The following is a 17,868-nucleotide window of genomic DNA, read 5'->3' on the forward strand; positions in this document are numbered from 1 at the left end:
TGGACCCGCGGCGGCGGGACCGCACAGCGCGCGATGCGCGCGCCGCAGAAGGTCAGAGCCGCGCGCTGTCGAGGAGCGCCTGCCACACTCCGGGGTCGTTCGTCAGCGGCGCGACCATCAGCGCGCCGGCGATCAGCGAGAAGACGATGCCGCCCACCAGCGGGATCCACCACGTCACGCGCGAGCGGCGCATGTTCCAGACCGAGAGGGCCGCCGTGGCGCACCAGCCGACCACGAGGACGATCACGGCAGCGATCGCCCACGGCTTTCCGGCGGCGGGATCCGAGAGCTGCACGTCGACGCCCATCAGTCCGAGCATCGTCTCGGCATACGAGCCGTAGTCGAGGAAGGCGGGCACCGAACTGATCACGTTGACCAGGCCGTAGGCGAGCAGAGCGAACGTCACGATGCGATCGACGGGGTGCTGACGCTTCTCGGCGACGGCAGGGGCGGGTGGGATGCCGTCGGCCGGGGCATCCGTCATGATCGGCGCGATCGGTTCCTGCTGCCACGGCGCCGGCTCCTGGATGCGCGCGCGCTGCTCCTCCGCCGTCGCGTACTCGCCGTACTGGGGGCGGGGACGCGAGCGCGGATCGGGTTCGGCGTTCGCGGCGTCGCTCATGCGCGGGTCCGTCCACCGAGGGCGCGGTCGTCGCGCTTGCCGGCAGCATCCGTCCGGAGCTCCTTCGGGAGGGAGAACTGCAGATCCTCCTCGGCCGTGCGCACCTCTTCGACATCGCGGTAGCCGGCCGCGGCGAGATCGTCGAGTACCTGCTGCACGAGCACCTCGGGCACCGATGCGCCACTGGTGACGCCGACGGTCTCGACGCCTTCGAGCCACGCCTGCTCGACCTCGTCCGCGTAGTCGACGCGATAGGCGGCCTTGGCGCCGTGCTCCAGCGCGACCTCGACGAGCCGCACACTGTTCGACGAGTTCGCCGACCCGACGACGATCACGAGGTCGGCGTCCTTCGCGACCTTCTTGATCGCGACCTGGCGGTTCTGCGTCGCGTAGCAGATGTCGTCCGACGGCGGATCCTGCAGCTCGGGGAAGCGCACCCGCAGGCGGCGCACGGTCTCCATCGTCTCGTCGACCGAGAGCGTCGTCTGCGACAGCCACACGACCTTCGACGGGTCGCGCACCTCGATGGTGTCGGCCTCCTCGGGCGAGTTCACGATGGTGACGTGGTCGGGAGCCTCACCCGCGGTGCCCTCTACCTCTTCGTGGCCGACGTGGCCGATGAGGAGGATCTCGAAGTCGTCGCGCGCGAAGCGCACCGCCTCGCGATGCACCTTCGTGACGAGGGGGCACGTCGCATCGATGGCGCGAAGACCACGATCGGATGCCGCGTTCACGACTGCGGGCGACACCCCGTGCGCGCTGAACACGACGTGGGCGCCCGAGGGGACCTCGTCCACCTCTTCGACGAAGATGGCGCCCTGCTTCTCGAGCTCGGTGACGACGTGGATGTTGTGCACGATCTGCTTGCGCACGTACACGGGTGCGCCGTAGCGCTCGAGCGCCTTCTCGACGGCGATGACGGCGCGGTCCACGCCCGCGCAGTAGCCACGCGGGGATGCCAGGAGCACCCGCTTCTGTCCGGCCCCGGCGATATCCTTGAGCGGTTCGCGCCGCCGCGGGATCCGCGGGACGGGCATGCTCACAGGGGCCTGACTCGATCGGGTCTGTCCCGCGGTGCTGATGCTCACCCCTCGATTCTACGGGCGGGCTCCTGAGCGGGGCCTCCGCCGAGGAGCCCGCGATGCCCGCCGGCTCACGGGCGTGAGCAGCCCGCGCACGGGCATGAAAGGACCGCATGACGAGTTTCCAGCCCGCCACCGTCCCCGGCGAGCCGCCGCCCCCCGACTCCGTTCCGCCGCGAGATTCCACGGCGCAGGCGCCGACCTCCGTCGCCCGGCTCAACGACACGATCCGCGGTTTCGTGCAGACGTGGGGCTCGGTGTGGGTCGAGGGCGAGATCACGGGGTGGAACCAGCGGGGCGGCAACGTGTTCGGCCGCCTGAAGGACCTGGTGACCGACGCCACGATCTCGTTCCGCATCTGGTCCTCCACACGGGACCGGCTGCCCGCAGACCTGAAGGTCGGCGACCATGTGATCGCGTGCGTCAAGGCCGATTACTTCGTGAAGAACGGCGACTTCAGCTTCGGCGTCTCGGCGATGCGCCATGTGGGACTCGGCGACCAGCTGGAGAAGCTGGAGCGCCTGCGGGTGCAGCTGCGGTCCGAAGGACTGTTCGATCCCTCCCGCAAGAAGCCCCTCCCCTTCCTGCCGCACCTCATCGGCCTCATCACCGGCGAGAACTCGGATGCCGAGAAGGACGTCCATCGCAACGCCGAGCTGCGCTGGCCGCAGGTGAGGTTCCAGACGAAGTACGCCGCCGTGCAAGGAGACCGGTGCGTTCCCGAGACGATCGCGGCTCTGAGGGCGCTGGATGCCGCGCCCGACGTCGACGTCATCATCATCGCCCGCGGCGGCGGCGACCCGCAGACCCTGCTCGGCTTCAGCGACGAGCGGCTGATCCGGGCGGTGGCGGCGGCATCCACCCCCGTCGTCAGCGCCATCGGCCACGAGAACGACCACCCGCTCCTCGACGACGTCGCCGACCTCCGCGCATCGACCCCGACCGACGCCGCCAAGCGGGTCGTGCCGGACGTCGCGGAGCAGCGCGCGCTCGTCGGGCAGCTGCGTGCCCGCATGAACACCCGGCTCACGCAGCGCATCTCGCACGACATCGCCCAGCTCGAGCAGCTGCGCTCCCGCCCGGTGCTGCGCGACCCCGAGACGCTGCTGACCACCCGCTCGCACGAGGTCGAGCTCCTCGCGGCTCGCGGGCGCGATCGCATCGACCGGTCGCTGCGCGTCCAGGAGCAGCGCACCGCCGAGCTCCGCGCGACGCTGCGCGCTCTCTCGCCCGCATCGACGCTGGCCCGTGGCTACGCCATCGCGCACCTCGCCGACGGCGTGATCGTGCGCGACGCCGCGCAGGCCCCGGCATCCACTCCCATCGTCGTCACCGTCGGGCGCGGCTCGTTCGCGGCACGCTCCGAGGGTGAGATCGCGGAGGACGACGGCCGGACGGGCGACGACGTCGAGCCGGACCGGGCGCGGGGCGGGGCGGGTCCCGCGGCCGAATAGACTGTGACCATGACTGAGACGAGCGGCGCCCTCACGGACGTCGCGACCCTCTCGTTCGAGCAGGCGCGCGACGAACTCGTCCGCGTCGTCGCCGAACTCGAGCAGGGCGCCCCGACCCTCGAGCACTCCCTCGCACTCTGGGAGCGCGGCGAGGCGCTCGCCGCCCGCTGCGAGGAATGGCTGCTGGGCGCCAAGCGCCGTCTCGAGGCCGCTCGCGCCTCCGCCGATCGCGCACAGGGCGAGGCGCTCTGATGTCACGCGAACCCCGCATCGTCGCCGAACTCGGTCGCGCCGAGACGCCGCAGGAGACCGCCGACCGCAAGGCCGAGTCGTCGCGCGTCTACCGCTCGAGTCAGAACGTCCGCAATCTCATCGCGGCGCTGCTCGCGACACTCGCGGTCGTCATCGTGATCATCGCCGCCGTGCCCCGCGGCACGCCGCCGCCGCGCGAAGCGATCGATGTCGCCTCGGTCGCAGCGGGTGTCGCCGCCTCCGAGGGCCGCACGATCATCGCCCCGGAGATGTCCGACGGGTGGATCGTGAACCGCGCCGGCATCGAAGGCAACGGCGGGGTGCGCGCGTTCACCGTCGTCTACGCCCCCGCCGAGGAGGACGAACGCGGCTTCCTGCGCGTCGCGCAGGGATTCGACGCCGACGAGGCGTGGCCCGCCCGCGTGCTCTCGGGCTCCGCCCCGCAGGACACCGTCACCATCGACGGCATCACGTGGGAGCGCTACGAACTCGATCCCGACCGCACCGGGAACATCTCGGTCGCGCTCGCCACCGACGCCGGCACCGACACGGTGCTCATCTACGGCGCCGCGAACGCCGACGCTCTCGAGGAGACGGCCCGCTCCGTCACCGATCAGATCACCGCACTGCGCGACGCCGACAGCATCGAGGAGACTCCGTGACCGCTCAGCCCCTGCCCGAAAAGGTGTGGAACGAGATGATCCGCGGCAATGCCCGCTTCGTCGCGGGCGAGCCTAACCACCCGCGCCAGGACGTCGACCGCAGGGCCGAGACGGCCGCAGGGCAGCGGCCGCGCGCCGTCCTCTTCGGCTGCTCCGACTCGCGGCTCGCGGCCGAGATCATCTTCGACAAGGGGCTGGGCGACCTCTTCGTCGTTCGCAACGCCGGTCAGGTGGTCGGCGAGTCGATCGTCGCGAGCCTCGAGTACGCGGTCGCGATGCTCGAGGTCCCCCTCATCGTGGTGCTCGCGCACGACAGCTGCGGCGCCGTGCGCGCTGCGATCGACAGCACCGCGATCGATGCCGCGCCCCTCCCCCCGCACATCTGGCGGCTCATCGCGCCGATCGTGCCCGCCGCACGCCAGGTCGCCGCGGAGACCGGCGTCTCGCGCGCGGACGAGATCGACGCCGAGCTCGTCGGACGTGAGCACCTGCGCAACACGGTCGCCGACATCCTCCGCTCGTCCGAGCTCATCAGCACCGCCGTCGCCGAAGGACGCGTCGGCATCGTCGGCGCCAACTACCGCCTCGCCGAGGGCGTCGCCGTGCCCCTCGTCGCTGTGGGGCTCGACGCCGCCTGACCCCCGAACTCTGCCAAGACATCCCCTGTACCGACACGTGAGGAACAACGACGTGACCGACATCGAGTACCGCATCGAGCACGACACCATGGGCGAAGTGCGCGTGCCCAAGAACGCGCTGTATGCCGCGCAGACGCAGCGCGCGGTGGAGAACTTCCCCATCTCCGGCGACCGGCTCGAGCCCGCGCAGATCGTCGCGCTCGCGCGCATCAAGAAGGCCGCGGCCCTCGCCAACAAGGAGCTCGGCACGCTGGACGGCGCCATCGCCGACGCCATCGCCGGTGCGGCTGACCGCATCATCGCCGGCGAGTTCGCCGACCAGTTCCCGATCGACGTCTACCAGACCGGCAGCGGCACGTCGTCGAACATGAACATGAACGAGGTGCTCGCGACCCTCGCCACGCAGGCGCTGGGCGCGACCGTGCACCCGAACGACCACGTCAACGCGTCCCAGTCGTCCAACGACGTGTTCCCCACCTCGGTGCACATCGCCGTGACGCAGGAGCTCATCGACGACCTGATCCCCGCGCTCGACCACCTGGCCGTCGCTCTCGAGGCGAAGGCCGACCTCTGGAAGACCGTCGTGAAGTCGGGCCGCACCCACCTCATGGACGCGACTCCCGTCACCCTGGGCCAGGAGTTCGGCGGCTACGCCCGCCAGATCCGCCTCGGCATCGAGCGCGTGCAGGCTGTGCTCCCCCGCGTCGCCGAGGTCCCCCTCGGCGGGACCGCGGTCGGCACCGGCATCAACACGCCGGTCGGCTTCCCGCAGCGCGTGATCGAGCTCATCGTCGCCGACACCGAGCTGCCGATCACCGAGGCCAAGGACCACTTCGAGGCCCAGGCCAACCGCGACGGCCTGGTCGAGGCATCCGGCGCCCTCCGTACCATCGCGGTGTCGCTGACCAAGATCAACAACGACCTCCGCTGGATGGGCTCGGGCCCGAACACGGGTCTGGGCGAGCTGCACATCCCCGACCTGCAGCCCGGCTCGTCGATCATGCCCGGCAAGGTCAACCCGGTGATCCCCGAGGCCACGCTCATGGTGTGCGCGCGCGTCATCGGGAATGACGCGACCGTCGCGTGGGCCGGCGCCTCGGGTGCCTTCGAGCTCAACGTCGCCATCCCGATCATGGGAAGCGCGGTGCTCGAGTCGATCGAGCTGCTCGCGAACACCTCGCGCGTCCTCGCCGACAAGACCATCGACGGTCTCGAGGCGAACGTCGAGCGCGCCGCCGCGTACGCCGGCATGTCGCCGTCGATCGTCACGCCGCTCAACAAGCTCATCGGCTACGAGGCCGCCGCCAAGATCGCCAAGCACTCCGTCGCGAAGGGCATCACGGTGCGCGAGGCTGTGATCGACCTCGGCTACGTGGAGCGCGGCGAGCTCACGCTCGAGCAGCTCGACGAGAAGCTCGACCTTCTCTCGATGACGCACCCGGGCTGATTCGCCCGTCCCATGCCGCAAGCCGTGCGTCGGCGGGATAATCGGGTCATGGCCCGAACGCCCCGCCCGGTTCCCGCGCGCGTCAGGATCCTCGCCGCGATCCTGGCGGTCGCGTGCGTGGGTCTCGCGATCGTGGGAAGTGTCACGTTCCTGGTGCAGCGCGAGCAGGCGCTCGGTGGCGTCAACGATCGGCTCAAAGCTCAGGTCGCGTCGCTCGAGACCGTGGCCAATGGCGACTCCGCGGACGCGACCGACGGCGCGTCCGCGGCGACGGAGGAGCTCGACAAGAGCGACTTCCAGAATGTCGACGACTACCTGAACGCGGTGGTGGCGCGCCTCGTACCCGCGCGCAACGAAGGCTCGCTGGCGCTGGTCGACGGGGTACCGAGATGGGTGCCGTCGACACTCACGGGAATCCCCATCTCGAAGAACCAGCAGCTCATCGACCGCGTCGTCGAGGAGACCGCGGACGGTACACCGCACATGGGAACGGCGGTGACCGACCAGGGTTCGCTCCGCTACATCGCGATCCCGGTGACCATGGCGGGTGATCCCCGGCAGGGCATGTACGTCCGCGCGGTCGATCTCGGCGCGGAACTCCAGCCGGTGACCTTCGCCATGACGACGTACGTGATCGCGGCGGTCGCCGTGCTGTTCGCGATCGGGATCGTGGGGTGGTTCGTCACCGGCCGGCTGCTGTCGCCGATCCGGCGCCTCCGCGAGACGGCCGACGCCATCTCGATCACCGACCTCTCGCATCGGCTCGAACCCCAGGGCAACGACGACATCGCGGATCTGTCGCGGACGGTGAACTCGATGCTCGATCGCCTGGAGGATTCCGTCGACGTGCAGCGCCAGCTCCTCGACGACGTGCGCCATGAGCTGAAGACGCCCATCACGATCGTGCGGGGTCACCTCGAGCTCATGAACCCCCAGGATGCTGCGGATGTGGCGTCCGCCCGGGACATCGGCATCGCGGAGCTCGACCGGCTCACGAGGCTCGTCGAGGACATCGACCTGCTGGCCACCGCCGAGGCGGACTCGTACAGCCTCGAGACGGTCGACCTCGCCGGGCTCACCGAGCGAGTGGGCGAGCTCGTCGCCGTCATCCCCGGGCACAGCTGGACGGTCGAGGCCCGCGCCGAAGGCGGCACGATCGGCGACCAGGACCGCCTGCTGCAGGCGTGGCTGCAGCTCGCCGACAACGCCGCCAAGTACACCCCAGAGGGCAGCCCCATCGAGATCGGCAGCGCCCACTCGGGCGACGGCTCACGACTCTGGGTGCGCGACCACGGCCCCGGCATCCCACCCGGAGCGCGTGCCCGGATCTTCCGCCGATTCGACCGCGCCCACGTGAAGCGCTCGGTGGGCGGGTCGGGTCTCGGCCTCGCCATCGTGGACGCGATCGCGAAGGGTCACGGCGGGCACTGCGTCGTCACCGATACGCCGGGCGGCGGCGCGACATTCACGATCCACCTGCCTCCCACGGAGGCCGAACTGCCGGCACCGGTACGTGCCGGAGACGTGCTGCAACGGGAGGCCGCCGGATGACCAGGATCCTCATCGTCGAGGATGAACCTCGGATCGCCGCGTTCGTGAGTCGCGGCCTCGAGGCCGCCGGCTACGAGACGCTCCTCTTCGAGGACGGCCCGGAAGGGCTCGAGGCGGCGCTGCGCGGCGATGCCGACCTCGTGCTCCTCGATGTCGGCCTGCCCACGATGGACGGCTTCGAGGTGCTGCGCGAACTGCGGGCCCGCGGTTCAGCGGTGCCCGTGATCATGCTCACCGCCCGATCCAGCACGCGGGACACCGTCACGGGGCTGGACGCCGGCGCCAACGACTACGTGCCGAAGCCGTTCACGTTCGAGGAGCTGCTCGCCCGTGTGCGCTCGCGCCTGCGCGAGAGCGTGCCGCAGCCCGGCGTCGCGGTCTCGCACGGCGACGTCGTGCTCGACATCCTCGCGCGCCGCGCGACCGTCGCGGGCCGCGAGGTCGACCTGTCGGCGCGCGAGTTCTCCCTCGCGGAGCAGTTCCTGCGCAACCCCGGCCGGGTGCTCAGCCGGGAGCAGCTGCTCAGCCGGGTGTGGGGGCTCGACTTCGATCCCGGGTCCAACGTGGTCGACGTGTACGTGCGGTATCTGCGCGGCAAGCTCGGCGCCGACCACATCGTCACGGTCCGTGGCGCAGGCTACCGCTGGGAGTGAGCCCGTCGGGCACCCGATGACCGGGGTGCCCCGCCCGAGCAGGAAGAAGCCCCCGGTGCTGGGGGACACCGGGGGCTGTGAAGGGCCGGACTGGGGGATCCGACCGTTGTCAGTCGCGCTTGTCTGGGGAATTGCGCGACTGGTCTTTCTTCCCGTCGTTGCCGGCGCCGTTGCCGTTTCCGACGTTCGATCCCGCGTGGGCGGGAGGCTTCTGGCCGGTCGACTGCCGACCGGACTGCTTCTGCTTCTGAGGCGGCTGCGCGGGGGCCTCCTGCTCCGGGGCCGGAGCCTGGACGATGCCCTGCCGCTGAGTGGTGGATCCGCTCGAATTGTCCGAGTTGTTCCCGTCGCCCTGCTCGTTCTGTCCGGCGAACTCCTGCTCCAGGCGAGCGATCAGCGCATCGAGCCGACCGTTCGACCAGCCATGCGAGGCTGCCCAGCTGCGCAGCGCGTCCCACGTGCCCGCGGCCTTCGCTGCGGCGATGGCGGAGTCGAGGTCACCGGCGGCAGGAGGAGCCGGAGGGGCCGGAGGGGCGGGCGCGGCCACCTCGGGCGCCGCGTTCGCAGGTGTGCGGGTGGTCGTCGACGCGGGCGGTGCGACCTCGACGGGTGCGGGCGCCTGGACCACTTCGGGCTCGGCCGAGGGACTCAGTGCGTCGGGCGTCGCGGCCGGCGCGGGCTGGGGCGTCGACGACGGGGATGCCGCCGCCGGGACGACGACGCGCTTGGATGCGACGCTCGTGCCGGCGGACTCGGCCAGGGCCGCGGTGTTCGCGAGGGCGACGGCAGTCACGACGGCGACGCTCGCCGCGACAGCGGTCATGCCGCCGATCACGAGCCCCGTGCGTGCTTGCACTTCTCGCCTGCCCTCCGTGTGCGCGGAATCGTTTCCCCTCCTCCATGGTGACAGACCGATCGCGCGGTATGCGCCGTGGGCGATGAGACTTTCCTCATGCTCGCACGGCGCAGCGGGCCGGGATCCGGCACCCCGACCCGCTGCGTCGTCAGCTGATGACGGCGACTCTCAGGCGAGCTCTCCGGCCTCCAGGAGGTCGGTGACGAGCGCGGCGATGGCCGACCGCTCCGACCGCACGAGCGTCACATGGCCGAACAGCGCGTGACCCTTGAGCGTCTCGATGACCGACGCGACGCCGTCATGACGACCGACTCTCAGGTTGTCGCGCTGGCCCACGTCGTGGGTCAGCACGACGCGCGAGTTCTGCCCGATGCGGCTGAGCACCGTCAGCAGCACGTTGCGTTCGAGCGACTGCGCCTCGTCGACGATCACGAACGCGTCGTGCAGCGAACGGCCTCGGATGTGCGTCAGCGGCAGCACCTCGAGGAGGCCCCTTTCGACCACCTCGTCGAGCACGTTGGTCGAGACTACGGAGCCGAGCGTGTCGAAGACCGCCTGGCCCCACGGGTTCATCTTCTCCTGCGCGTCGCCGGGCAGGTAGCCGAGCTCCTGCCCGCCCACGGCGAACAGGGGCCGGAACACGATGATCTTGCGCTGCTGCTGTCGTTCGAGCACCGCCTCCAGGGCCGCGCACAGGGCGAGAGCCGATTTGCCGGTGCCGGCGCGACCACCGAGCGACACGATGCCGACCTCGGGGTCGAGGAGCAGATCGATCGCGATGCGCTGCTCCGCCGAACGTCCGTGCAGGCCGAACACCTCGCGGTCGCCGCGCACCAGGCGATACTCGCCGTCGCCGACGACCCGACCCAGCGCCGAGCCCCGCTCGGAGTGGATGATCAGGCCCGTGTTCACTGGGAGCCCCTGCACGTCCTCGCTGGAGGCGACTTCGCTCTCGTACAGGTCGCTGATGTCGTCACCCGAGACGTCGAGGTCGGAGATGCCGGTCCAGCCGGAATCGACCGCCTGCTCCGCGAGATACTCCTCCGCCGTGATGCCGAGCGACGCCGCCTTGACCCGCATCGGCAGGTCCTTCGAGACGACGGTGACCTCCTGCCCGTCCTGGGCGAGGTTCATCGCGATGGCGAGGATCCGGCTGTCGTTGTCGCCGAGCCGCATGCCCGAGGGGAGGACCGTCGCATCGGTGTTGTTCAGCTCGACGCGAAGCGTGCCGCCCTCACCGACCGGAACGGGGAAATCGAGGCGCCCGTGCTCGACGCGGAGTTCGTCGAGATGGCGCAGTGCCTGCCGGGCGAAGTAGCCGATCTCGGGGTCATGCCGCTTGCCTTCCAGCTCCGTGATCACCACGACGGGGATCACGACGCTGTGCTCGGCGAAGCGGAAGAACGCCCGCGGATCGCTCAGCAGCACCGAGGTGTCGAGTACATAGGTCCGCAGATCCTGATCGGAATCGGCGACCCGCCCGAGGTCCTGACTGCGCTGCTCGTGTGGTGCTCGTGTGGTCACAACCCACTCCCGCCCCGGGTGGTTCACCCGGCAGTCACGAGTCGACCATGGGTCACGAGTCGCGATCCGGAAGGCCGACTCGACCGGGCTCCTTGCCCGATGCGCTCACGCTACGACCGCGCCGCGTCGTCGGACGCGCTCGACACGCACGAATTCGTGACATGTCGGTGAACGGATGCTGCACGAGCAGCATCCCCGGTCACCAGACGCGCGTCGACGAGAAGGCGGCGAGCGCGTCGCCGAACAGCCGCAGCGTGTCGGCACCGGTGCCGACGTGCGGGGCGACCCGGATGCGGCCGGCGCGCGTCGTGACGGTGAGGCCGTGGTTCGCCAGGGAGGCGGCGAGGGGCGCCGCGTCCTGCGGGGCGGGCTCCAGGGTCACGATGCCCGCGCGGCGCTCCGGCTCCCTGGGGGTGACGACCGGCACCTCGTAGCGATCCGCGAAGAAGATGACGTCGGTCGCCCGCGCGGCCAGCACCGACTCGATGTCGGCCACGCCCACATCGACCACTTCGCGCAGCGCCGTCGCCAGGCGCGCGGCGGCGAGCGTGTCGAAGCCTGCGACAGAGAAGGCGCGCGCCGATGCGGCGGGCACGGGCACGGTGTCCACCGGCAGGTCGCCCTCCACGCCCTGGAAGCCCGACAGGACGGGCGCGATGCGCTCGAGCGCGCGATCACCGAACCACGCGAACCCCGTCCCCCGGCCGGCGCGGAGCCACTTGTAGCCGTTGCCGCACACGACGTCCGCCGCGAGGTAGTCCGCTTCGACCGCACCGAATCCCTGGATGGCATCGACGATGAGCAGGCGATCGCCGATCACCTCGCGGATCGCCGACAGATCGGTGCGGTACCCCGTGCGGAAGTCGACGAGGCTCACCGCGACGGCACGTGTGTCGTCGGAGAGGGCGGAGCGGATCGCGTCTGGTGTCATGAACCCGTCGGCCGGCTCGACCCACTGCAGCTGGACCGACCCGAACGCCTCCGACGCGCGGGTCGCCGCCACGGTCAGGCTCGGGAACTCGCCGCGGCCGAGCATGAGGCCGCCCGCCAGTCCGTAGATGGCGTGCATGAGGCCGTACGTCGTGGACGGCTGCAGCACCACGTGCGAGGCATCCGTCCCGATCAGCTCCGCGACCAGCTCCCGGGCCTCTCGCTCGTGGTCGGCCACGAGTTCGATGCTTGTCCGCCGGCCCGAGCCGAGCAGCTCGGTGTCCCCCTGCGCCTCGCTGCGGACCGCAGGCGAGAGCGGCCCGAACGCCGCCCAGTCCAGATACCCCGGTTCCCCATCGAACGACGCCAGATATGAATCCAGATCCGTCACGCGGATCATTCTGGCAGAGGTCGGATCAGCGGTGTGAGCGGCCGATCAGCCGCCGTATCGACGGTCGCGCGAGGCGAAGTCGCGGATGGCGCGGAGGAAGTCCACCTCGCGCAGATCCGGGCCGAGCGCCTCGACGAAGTAGAACTCCGAGTGGGCCGACTGCCACAGGAGGAAATCGCTCAGCCGCTGCTCCCCCGAGGTGCGGATGACGAGGTCGGGATCGGGCTGTCCGCCGGTGTAGAGGTGCTCGCCGATCTGCTCGGGCGTGAGGCTCGCCGCCAGCTCCTCGAGCGATCCCCCGCGCTCATCGTGCTGGGCGATGATGCTGCGCACGGCGTCGACGATCTCGCCCCGGCCGCCGTAGCCGACCGCGAGGTTGACGTGCATCCCCGCGTTGTCCTTGGTGCGGGACTCGACGTCGGCGAGCACGCGTCTGAGGTCGTCCGGCAGCGCGTCCGCCCGGCCCACGTGCTTCACTCGCCAGTCGCGCTCGTGCGAGAGCTCGTCGGCGAGTTCGGCGATGATCTCGATGAGGTCGGAGAGCTCCCGCGAATCGCGCTTGCGCAGGTTGTCGTTGGACAGCAGGTACAGCGACACGACGCGGATGCCGACGTCGTCGCACCAGCGGAGGAATTCCTTCATCTTGGCCGCACCCGCGCGGTGGCCGTGGGCGGCGGAGTCGTAGCCGAGCTGCTTGGCCCACCGGCGGTTCCCGTCGATCATCATCGCGAGGTGGCGGGGAACGGATGCCGGGTCCAGACGTCGGCGCAGGCGGTTTATGTAGAGCCGATAGAGGGGCCCCCTGCCCTCGTTCGTCTCGCCGCGCGCCACATGCCTACGCTACCTCTCGCGCGACCCCGTCCCTAGCGCGGGACTGAGTGTCACCATTCGCGGTACTCAGTATGTTCCCCTCGGGGCATGCGGGCCCCTCTACGCTTAGGACATGAGCCGCCGTCGCAGTCTTCCCCGGGCCCCCGAGGTCCCCGTGCTGCCGCTGATGGACGCCGCGGCGGTCGACGCCGCGACGCCCGACCTCAAGCCGACGTGGCGCGGCTGGATCCACGCGGCGACCTTCCCCGTCGCGATCGCGGCCGGCATCGTGCTGATCGTGCTCGCGCAGGGCGCGCCCGCGAAGTGGGCGTCGGCGGTGTTCATGGCCACCTCGCTGCTGCTCTTCGGCAACTCCGCGCTGTACCACCGGTTCAACTGGAAGCCCAAGACCAAGGCGATCCTCAAGCGCATCGACCACGCCAACATCCTGCTGCTGATCGCGGGCACCTACACTCCCATCGCGGTGCTCGCGCTGCCGCCGCAGCAGGGAGCGTTGCTGCTGGTCCTCGTATGGAGCGGCGCACTGCTCGGCATCCTGTTCCGCGTCTTCTGGATCAACGCGCCGCGCTGGCTCTATGTCGCCCTCTACCTCCTGCTGGGATGGGCGGCCGTCATGTACATCGTCCCGCTGTTCCAGGCCAGCGCGGCCATGATGGTCCTCGTCGCCATCGGCGGCCTGCTCTACACCGGCGGCGCCGTCGTCTACGCGCTCAAGCGCCCCAACCCGTGGCCGGGCCACTTCGGCTTCCACGAGATCTTCCACGTCTGCACGGTGCTGGCCTTCCTCTGCCACTGGACGGCGTGCCTCATCATCGCACTGCACCCGTACTCCCCGTCGCTGGGGCTCGCGGGCTGATGACGAGACGGATGCTGCGGGCCGCAGCATCCGTCACCATCACCGCTCGGGCGGCTCAGCCCTTGGGCGGCGCCGTGGCGTCACCGCGCTCGTCGCCGGCCGCCGGGTCGATGCTCTGATCGTCGACCTCGGTCGCCTCCGTCGCGCGCGCCGCCTGCTCCTCGGCGTCGAGCTGCTCCTGGATGTCGGCGCGCACACGGCCCCGGCGAATGCGGCGCATCATGTCCCAGATCAGGAAGATCACGGCGATCGCGATGAGCGCGGTGAAGAGGAATCCCACGACTCCGGGGCTCACGAGGTTCGGATCGACCGCGGGCGTGGGAGTCGGCGTCGGAGTCGTCGCTGCGGGAAGGAGTGCGACGATCGCGTGCTGCATGGGGTCCTCGCTCTGCCCGCGTGGCGGGCGGTGTCGTCGGGGGTGCGCGCGAGCGCATAGCCTGGAGTTCCAGCCTAATCTTCCGATCCGACCCGACGAGCCCGAAGGAGCGGCGTGACCACGCAGGACATGCTCGACGAGCGCTACGGCCGCCGCCGCTCCCCCGCACGCGCGTGGATCATCGGCGCCGGCATCGTCATCGCGGTCGCCGTCGTCGGACTCTTCGGCTGGTCCACCGTGCGGGGGTCCCTCAACTCCGTCGACTCGGACACGACGTCGTTCGACGTCGTCGACGAACACTCCGTGACGCTCGGATTCCAGATCAGCAGTCCCCCCGGCGCCGCGGTCGCGTGCGCGATCGAGGCGCAGGACCAGGAGCACGGCGTGGTGGGCTGGCGGGTCGTCGAGCTGCCGGCATCCGAGCTCCATGCGCGCGCCTTCCGCGAGACGATCCCGACGACCGCGCTCGCCACCACCGGGTTCGTGAATTCGTGCTGGGTGCTGCCCGGGTGAGTTTGTCCGAACAGACGCCGTGACGTAGTCTGGCGGGACATCAGCAGAATCGCGCCCTGGCCGTGAGCCGGGGCGTTCGGTTTATGCCCGCACCGCTCCGGTCGGCCGCGGGCCCAACGAAGGAGTCAGCCGTGTCCACCGACGCCCCCGTGACCTTCCTCACCCAGGACGCCTACGATCGCCTGGCCGCCGAGCTCGAGCACCTCTCGACCACCGGCCGCGAGGAGATCGCCAAGCGCATCGAGGCCGCGCGCGAAGAAGGCGACCTCAAGGAGAACGGCGGCTACCACGCCGCCAAGGACGAGCAGGGCAAGCAGGAAGCCCGCATCCGCACGCTTCAGCACCTGCTCAAGACCGCGACGGTCAGCGAGGCGCCGGAGAGCAATGGCGTCGTCGAGCCCGGCACCGTCATCACCGCGATCGTGGCGGGCGGCGAAGAGGTCTTCCTGCTCGGCAACCGCGAGATCGCGGTCGGCTCCGAGCTCGACGTGTACAGCGAGGCCTCGCCGCTGGGCGTCGCCATCCTCGGCCGCAAGGAGGGCGAGAAGACGTCGTACACCGCCCCCAACGGCCGTGAGATCGCCGTCGAGATCGTCAAGGTCGAGACCTACAACGGGCAGTGACCCGAAGCGGCCTCAGGGATCCCTCTGAGGCCGCCGGGCGCGGCTCAGCTAGTCCGGGACGACCGTGGGCGCGTAGCCCGCATCCTCGAGCACCGAGATGACGTGCGCCCGGTGCTCCTCGCCGCGCGTCTCCACACTCAGCTGCAGGATCACCTCGCTGATCTGGATACCCTGCCCGTGGCGGGTGTGCAGCACCTCGATGACGTTCGCCCCGGCGATCGCCAGCAGCTCCGATACGCGCGCGAGCTGTCCGGGACGATCCGGCAGCGGGATGCGCAGCGTCATGTACCGACCGGATGCCGCGAGCCCGTGCGCGACCACGCGCTGCAGCAGCAGCGGGTCGATGTTGCCGCCCGAGAGCACCGTGACGGTCGGGCCGGTCGCGACGACCTTGCCCGCCAGGATCGCCGCGACGCCTACCGCGCCCGCGGGCTCGACGACCTGCTTGGCGCGTTCCAGCAGCACGAGCAGCGCGCGGGCGATGTCGTCCTCGGTCACCGTCACGACCTCGTCGACGAGATCGCGGATGATCTCGAACGGCAGGTCCCCCGGACGGGCGACCGCGATGCCGTCCGCGATCGTGGGCGAGGTCGGGACCTCGAGCGGACGCCCCGCCTCGAGCGACGCCGGATACGCGGCGGAGTTCTCCGCCTGCACGCCGATCACCCGCACCGTGCGGCCCTCCGCCGCGGCGCGCGCCTTGACGGCGGCGGCGACGCCGGCGACGAGTCCTCCTCCGCCGATCCCCAGCACGACGGTGTCGAGGTCGGGCAGCTCGTCCATGAGCTCGAGGCCCAGGGTGCCCTGCCCGGCGATGACGTCGTGGTGGTCGAACGGGTGGATGAACACGGCACCCGTCCGCTCGGCGAACTCCGCCGCGAGGCGCAGCGGCGTCTCGACGGTGGCACCTTCGAGCACGACGTCGGCGCCGTACCCGCGCGTGGCGAGGAGCTTCGGCACCGGCACGCCGAGCGGCATGAAGATGGTCGCGTGGATGCCGAGGGCCTTCGCCGCGAGCGCCACGCCCTGGGCGTGGTTGCCGGCCGAGGCGGCGACGACGCCGCGGGCGCGCTCCTCGGCGGTCAGCCGCGAGAGGCGATAGGTCGCGCCACGGATCTTGAACGACCCGGTGCGCTGCAGGTTCTCGAGCTTGAGGTGCACCGGCACGCCCAGGACGTCCGACAGGTGCAACGAGGCGTCGAGCGGGGTGTGCGAGATGACGCCCTCGAGGGTGGCGGCGGCATCCTCGAAGTCCGCGAGCGTCGGGACGGCCGAAGCGAGTGCCGCCGGGGTGGCCGCGATCTCGGCGGCCTGATCGGCGGATGACATGGCGGTGGTCACGAACGGACTCTCCTCTGCCGGGGGACGGTGCTCCAGATGAGGTCCCCGGTGGGTCTGGCGCCGGTCTCCCACGCGCGTTCGGCAAGGTAGACCGCCACGACGTTCACGAACGCGGCGAGCGGCACGGCGAAGAGGGCTCCCGGGATGCCGGCGATCATGGCACCGCCCGCGACCACGAGCACCACCGCGAGCGGGTGGACCTTGACGGCGGAACCCATGAGGAGCGGCTGGAGCACGTGACCTTCGAGCTGCTGCACACCGAGGACGACCACGAGCATCCACAGCGCGATCCACGGACCGTTGTAGACGAGAGCGAGGAAGACGGCGACCGTTCCGGTGACCACGGCACCGACGATCGGGACGAACGCGCCGAGGAACACGAGCACGGCCACGGGTATCGCCAGGGGCACGCCGAGGAGCGCGGCGCCCAGGCCGATGCCGACGGCGTCGATCGTCGCGACGAGCAGCTGCGTGCGCGCGTAGTTGACGACGGTGATCCACCCGGCGCGGCCGGCGCCGTCGGCGGCGGGGCGCGCCTTCTTGGGGAACAGCCGCAGGGTCCAGCGCCAGATGCCCGCGCCGTCGGCGAGCAGGCACAGCAGGATGAAGAACGCCAGCACGGCGCCCGTGACGACGTGGCCGATCGTCGAGCCGATGGCGAGTGCGCCCGACCACAGCAGCTCGGCCTGCTGCTGGAGGAACGTCCAGCCCTGCGCGAGCAGGTCGTCGATCTGGTCCTCGCTCAGGTGGAGCGGGCCGTCGATGAGGTACTGCCGGAACTGCTCGACCGCCGCGACGGTGCTCGCCTGCACCGAGTCCCACTGCTGCATGATCTGCCAGACAACGAGCCACAGCAGACCCGTCACGATCGCGACGGTGCCCACCACGGAGATGACGATCGCCAGCCAGCGCGGCACGCGGCGACGCAGCATCCAGGCGAAGGCCGGCCACAGCAGGGCGGTGATGAGGATGGCGATGAGGAGCGGGATCACCAGCAGCTTCAGCTGGATGACGAGCCATACGCCGACCCCGATCGCCGCGGCGACGACGATGAGGCGCCACGAGTAGGCGGTCGCCAGGCGGAGGCCGCGCGGCACCGCGGCGGACGTCTCGGTGGAGACGACCCTGCCGCGGTCGCGGACGGCGTCGAAGATGGAGCCGCGGGGCTTGTCGTCGGAGCCGCTCATTGAGCCAGTCTAGGCGCGTCGCATTCCGCGCCGGTCATGAACGGCGGGCGGCGCGATGTCCGGACCCCGGGCTACGCTG

At 70.6% G+C, this 17,868-nt stretch carries 19 protein-coding genes; 10 read left to right on the plus strand and 9 right to left on the minus strand.

Going from position 1 to position 17,868, the window contains the following annotated elements:
- Positions 1-52: 52 nt before the first annotated feature.
- Positions 53-622, minus strand: a complete 570-nt coding sequence (locus ACLBXX_RS14160) for a DUF6264 family protein (RefSeq protein ID WP_447658528.1) — start codon at positions 620-622, stop codon at positions 53-55.
- Entirely contained in the window at positions 619-1,659 is a 1,041-nt protein-coding gene (locus ACLBXX_RS14165; protein WP_387146177.1) for a 4-hydroxy-3-methylbut-2-enyl diphosphate reductase, read from the minus strand. The genes ACLBXX_RS14160 and ACLBXX_RS14165 overlap by 4 nt, the downstream gene beginning before the upstream one ends.
- 158 nt (positions 1,660-1,817) lie before the next feature.
- Here ACLBXX_RS14165 and xseA point away from each other — a divergent pair, with 158 nt between their 5' ends.
- The 7 genes from xseA to ACLBXX_RS14200 are packed head-to-tail and all read left to right on the plus strand — an operon-like array spanning position 1,818 to position 8,361.
- Positions 1,818-3,158 carry an exodeoxyribonuclease VII large subunit gene (xseA, locus tag ACLBXX_RS14170; RefSeq protein WP_447658529.1) on the plus strand — a complete coding sequence of 447 codons (1,341 nt, stop codon included), beginning with the start codon at positions 1,818-1,820 and terminating at the stop codon, positions 3,156-3,158.
- A gap of 9 nt (positions 3,159-3,167) precedes the next feature.
- Complete coding sequence (locus ACLBXX_RS14175) at positions 3,168-3,410, plus strand: exodeoxyribonuclease VII small subunit (RefSeq protein WP_387145976.1); 243 nt, start codon at positions 3,168-3,170, stop codon at positions 3,408-3,410.
- Positions 3,410-4,072 (plus strand): DUF4245 family protein, encoded by a 663-nt coding sequence (locus ACLBXX_RS14180; RefSeq protein WP_447658530.1) that lies wholly within the window; start codon positions 3,410-3,412, stop codon positions 4,070-4,072. Before ACLBXX_RS14175 ends, ACLBXX_RS14180 begins: the two co-directional genes overlap by 1 nt.
- 35 nt (positions 4,073-4,107) lie before the next feature.
- A complete protein-coding gene (locus tag ACLBXX_RS14185; RefSeq protein WP_387146174.1) occupies positions 4,108-4,710 on the plus strand; it encodes a carbonic anhydrase in 603 nt (200 codons plus the stop codon).
- 52 nt (positions 4,711-4,762) lie between these two features.
- Entirely contained in the window at positions 4,763-6,157 is a 1,395-nt protein-coding gene (locus ACLBXX_RS14190; protein WP_447658531.1) for a class II fumarate hydratase, read from the plus strand.
- Positions 6,158-6,205: 48 nt separating this feature from the next.
- Entirely contained in the window at positions 6,206-7,708 is a 1,503-nt protein-coding gene (locus ACLBXX_RS14195; RefSeq protein ID WP_447658532.1) for an ATP-binding protein, read from the plus strand.
- Positions 7,705-8,361, plus strand: a complete 657-nt coding sequence (locus tag ACLBXX_RS14200) for a response regulator transcription factor (RefSeq protein WP_387145967.1) — start codon at positions 7,705-7,707, stop codon at positions 8,359-8,361. Before ACLBXX_RS14195 ends, ACLBXX_RS14200 begins: the two co-directional genes overlap by 4 nt.
- 109 nt (positions 8,362-8,470) lie before the next feature.
- On the opposite strand, the gene ACLBXX_RS14205 is transcribed toward ACLBXX_RS14200, so the two are convergent.
- The 4 genes from ACLBXX_RS14205 to ACLBXX_RS14220 form a co-directional block, all read right to left on the minus strand.
- Entirely contained in the window at positions 8,471-9,217 is a 747-nt protein-coding gene (locus ACLBXX_RS14205) for a hypothetical protein (protein WP_447658533.1), read from the minus strand.
- Between the two features lie 168 nt (positions 9,218-9,385).
- A complete protein-coding gene (locus ACLBXX_RS14210) occupies positions 9,386-10,741 on the minus strand; it encodes a PhoH family protein (protein ID WP_447658534.1) in 1,356 nt (451 codons plus the stop codon).
- Positions 10,742-10,940: 199 nt separating this feature from the next.
- A complete protein-coding gene (locus ACLBXX_RS14215) occupies positions 10,941-12,062 on the minus strand; it encodes an aminotransferase class V-fold PLP-dependent enzyme (RefSeq protein WP_447658535.1) in 1,122 nt (373 codons plus the stop codon).
- Between the two features lie 45 nt (positions 12,063-12,107).
- Positions 12,108-12,893: an isoprenyl transferase gene (locus tag ACLBXX_RS14220; RefSeq protein ID WP_447658536.1), complete on the minus strand. Its 786-nt coding sequence runs from the start codon at positions 12,891-12,893 to the stop codon at positions 12,108-12,110.
- 112 nt (positions 12,894-13,005) lie between these two features.
- Here ACLBXX_RS14220 and trhA point away from each other — a divergent pair, with 112 nt between their 5' ends.
- Positions 13,006-13,749 carry a PAQR family membrane homeostasis protein TrhA gene (gene trhA / locus ACLBXX_RS14225; RefSeq protein ID WP_310291988.1) on the plus strand — a complete coding sequence of 248 codons (744 nt, stop codon included), beginning with the start codon at positions 13,006-13,008 and terminating at the stop codon, positions 13,747-13,749.
- A 55-nt stretch (positions 13,750-13,804) separates the two neighbouring features.
- Here trhA and ACLBXX_RS14230 read toward each other — a convergent pair whose 3' ends face one another.
- On the minus strand, positions 13,805-14,125 hold the full coding sequence (locus tag ACLBXX_RS14230) for a hypothetical protein (RefSeq protein WP_447658537.1): 321 nt from the start codon (positions 14,123-14,125) through the stop codon (positions 13,805-13,807).
- A 114-nt stretch (positions 14,126-14,239) separates the two neighbouring features.
- On the opposite strand from ACLBXX_RS14230, the gene ACLBXX_RS14235 reads away from it, so the two are divergent.
- Both ACLBXX_RS14235 and greA read left to right on the plus strand, forming a co-directional pair.
- The gene (locus ACLBXX_RS14235) at positions 14,240-14,638 is read left to right on the plus strand and encodes a DUF4307 domain-containing protein (protein ID WP_447658538.1); all 399 of its coding nucleotides are present in this window, start codon (positions 14,240-14,242) and stop codon (positions 14,636-14,638) included.
- Positions 14,639-14,769: 131 nt separating this feature from the next.
- Entirely contained in the window at positions 14,770-15,261 is a 492-nt protein-coding gene (greA, locus tag ACLBXX_RS14240) for a transcription elongation factor GreA (RefSeq protein WP_045296735.1), read from the plus strand.
- Between the two features lie 48 nt (positions 15,262-15,309).
- Here greA and ilvA read toward each other — a convergent pair whose 3' ends face one another.
- Both ilvA and ACLBXX_RS14250 read right to left on the minus strand, forming a co-directional pair.
- Positions 15,310-16,590: a threonine ammonia-lyase gene (gene ilvA / locus ACLBXX_RS14245; protein ID WP_447658573.1), complete on the minus strand. Its 1,281-nt coding sequence runs from the start codon at positions 16,588-16,590 to the stop codon at positions 15,310-15,312.
- Positions 16,591-16,598: 8 nt separating this feature from the next.
- Positions 16,599-17,789: an AI-2E family transporter gene (locus tag ACLBXX_RS14250; RefSeq protein WP_447658539.1), complete on the minus strand. Its 1,191-nt coding sequence runs from the start codon at positions 17,787-17,789 to the stop codon at positions 16,599-16,601.
- Positions 17,790-17,868: the final 79 nt, after the last annotated feature.

This window comes from Microbacterium sp. C23T (assembly GCF_053345975.1).

Bases quoted from the DNA above. Each gene is read 5' to 3' on its own strand.
- ACLBXX_RS14160 (WP_447658528.1), bottom strand. From the start codon at position 622: ATGAGCGACGCCGCGAACGCCGAACCCGATCCGCGCTCGCGTCCCCGC.
- ACLBXX_RS14165 (WP_387146177.1), bottom strand. From the start codon at position 1,659: ATGCCCGTCCCGCGGATCCCGCGGCGGCGCGAACCGCTCAAGGATATC.
- xseA (WP_447658529.1), top strand. From the start codon at position 1,818: ATGACGAGTTTCCAGCCCGCCACCGTCCCCGGCGAGCCGCCGCCCCCC.
- ACLBXX_RS14175 (WP_387145976.1), top strand. From the start codon at position 3,168: ATGACTGAGACGAGCGGCGCCCTCACGGACGTCGCGACCCTCTCGTTC.
- ACLBXX_RS14180 (WP_447658530.1), top strand. From the start codon at position 3,410: ATGTCACGCGAACCCCGCATCGTCGCCGAACTCGGTCGCGCCGAGACG.
- ACLBXX_RS14185 (WP_387146174.1), top strand. From the start codon at position 4,108: ATGATCCGCGGCAATGCCCGCTTCGTCGCGGGCGAGCCTAACCACCCG.
- ACLBXX_RS14195 (WP_447658532.1), top strand. From the start codon at position 6,206: ATGGCCCGAACGCCCCGCCCGGTTCCCGCGCGCGTCAGGATCCTCGCC.
- ACLBXX_RS14200 (WP_387145967.1), top strand. From the start codon at position 7,705: ATGACCAGGATCCTCATCGTCGAGGATGAACCTCGGATCGCCGCGTTC.
- trhA (WP_310291988.1), top strand. From the start codon at position 13,006: ATGAGCCGCCGTCGCAGTCTTCCCCGGGCCCCCGAGGTCCCCGTGCTG.
- ACLBXX_RS14230 (WP_447658537.1), bottom strand. From the start codon at position 14,125: ATGCAGCACGCGATCGTCGCACTCCTTCCCGCAGCGACGACTCCGACG.
- ilvA (WP_447658573.1), bottom strand. From the start codon at position 16,590: ATGTCATCCGCCGATCAGGCCGCCGAGATCGCGGCCACCCCGGCGGCA.
- ACLBXX_RS14250 (WP_447658539.1), bottom strand. From the start codon at position 17,789: ATGAGCGGCTCCGACGACAAGCCCCGCGGCTCCATCTTCGACGCCGTC.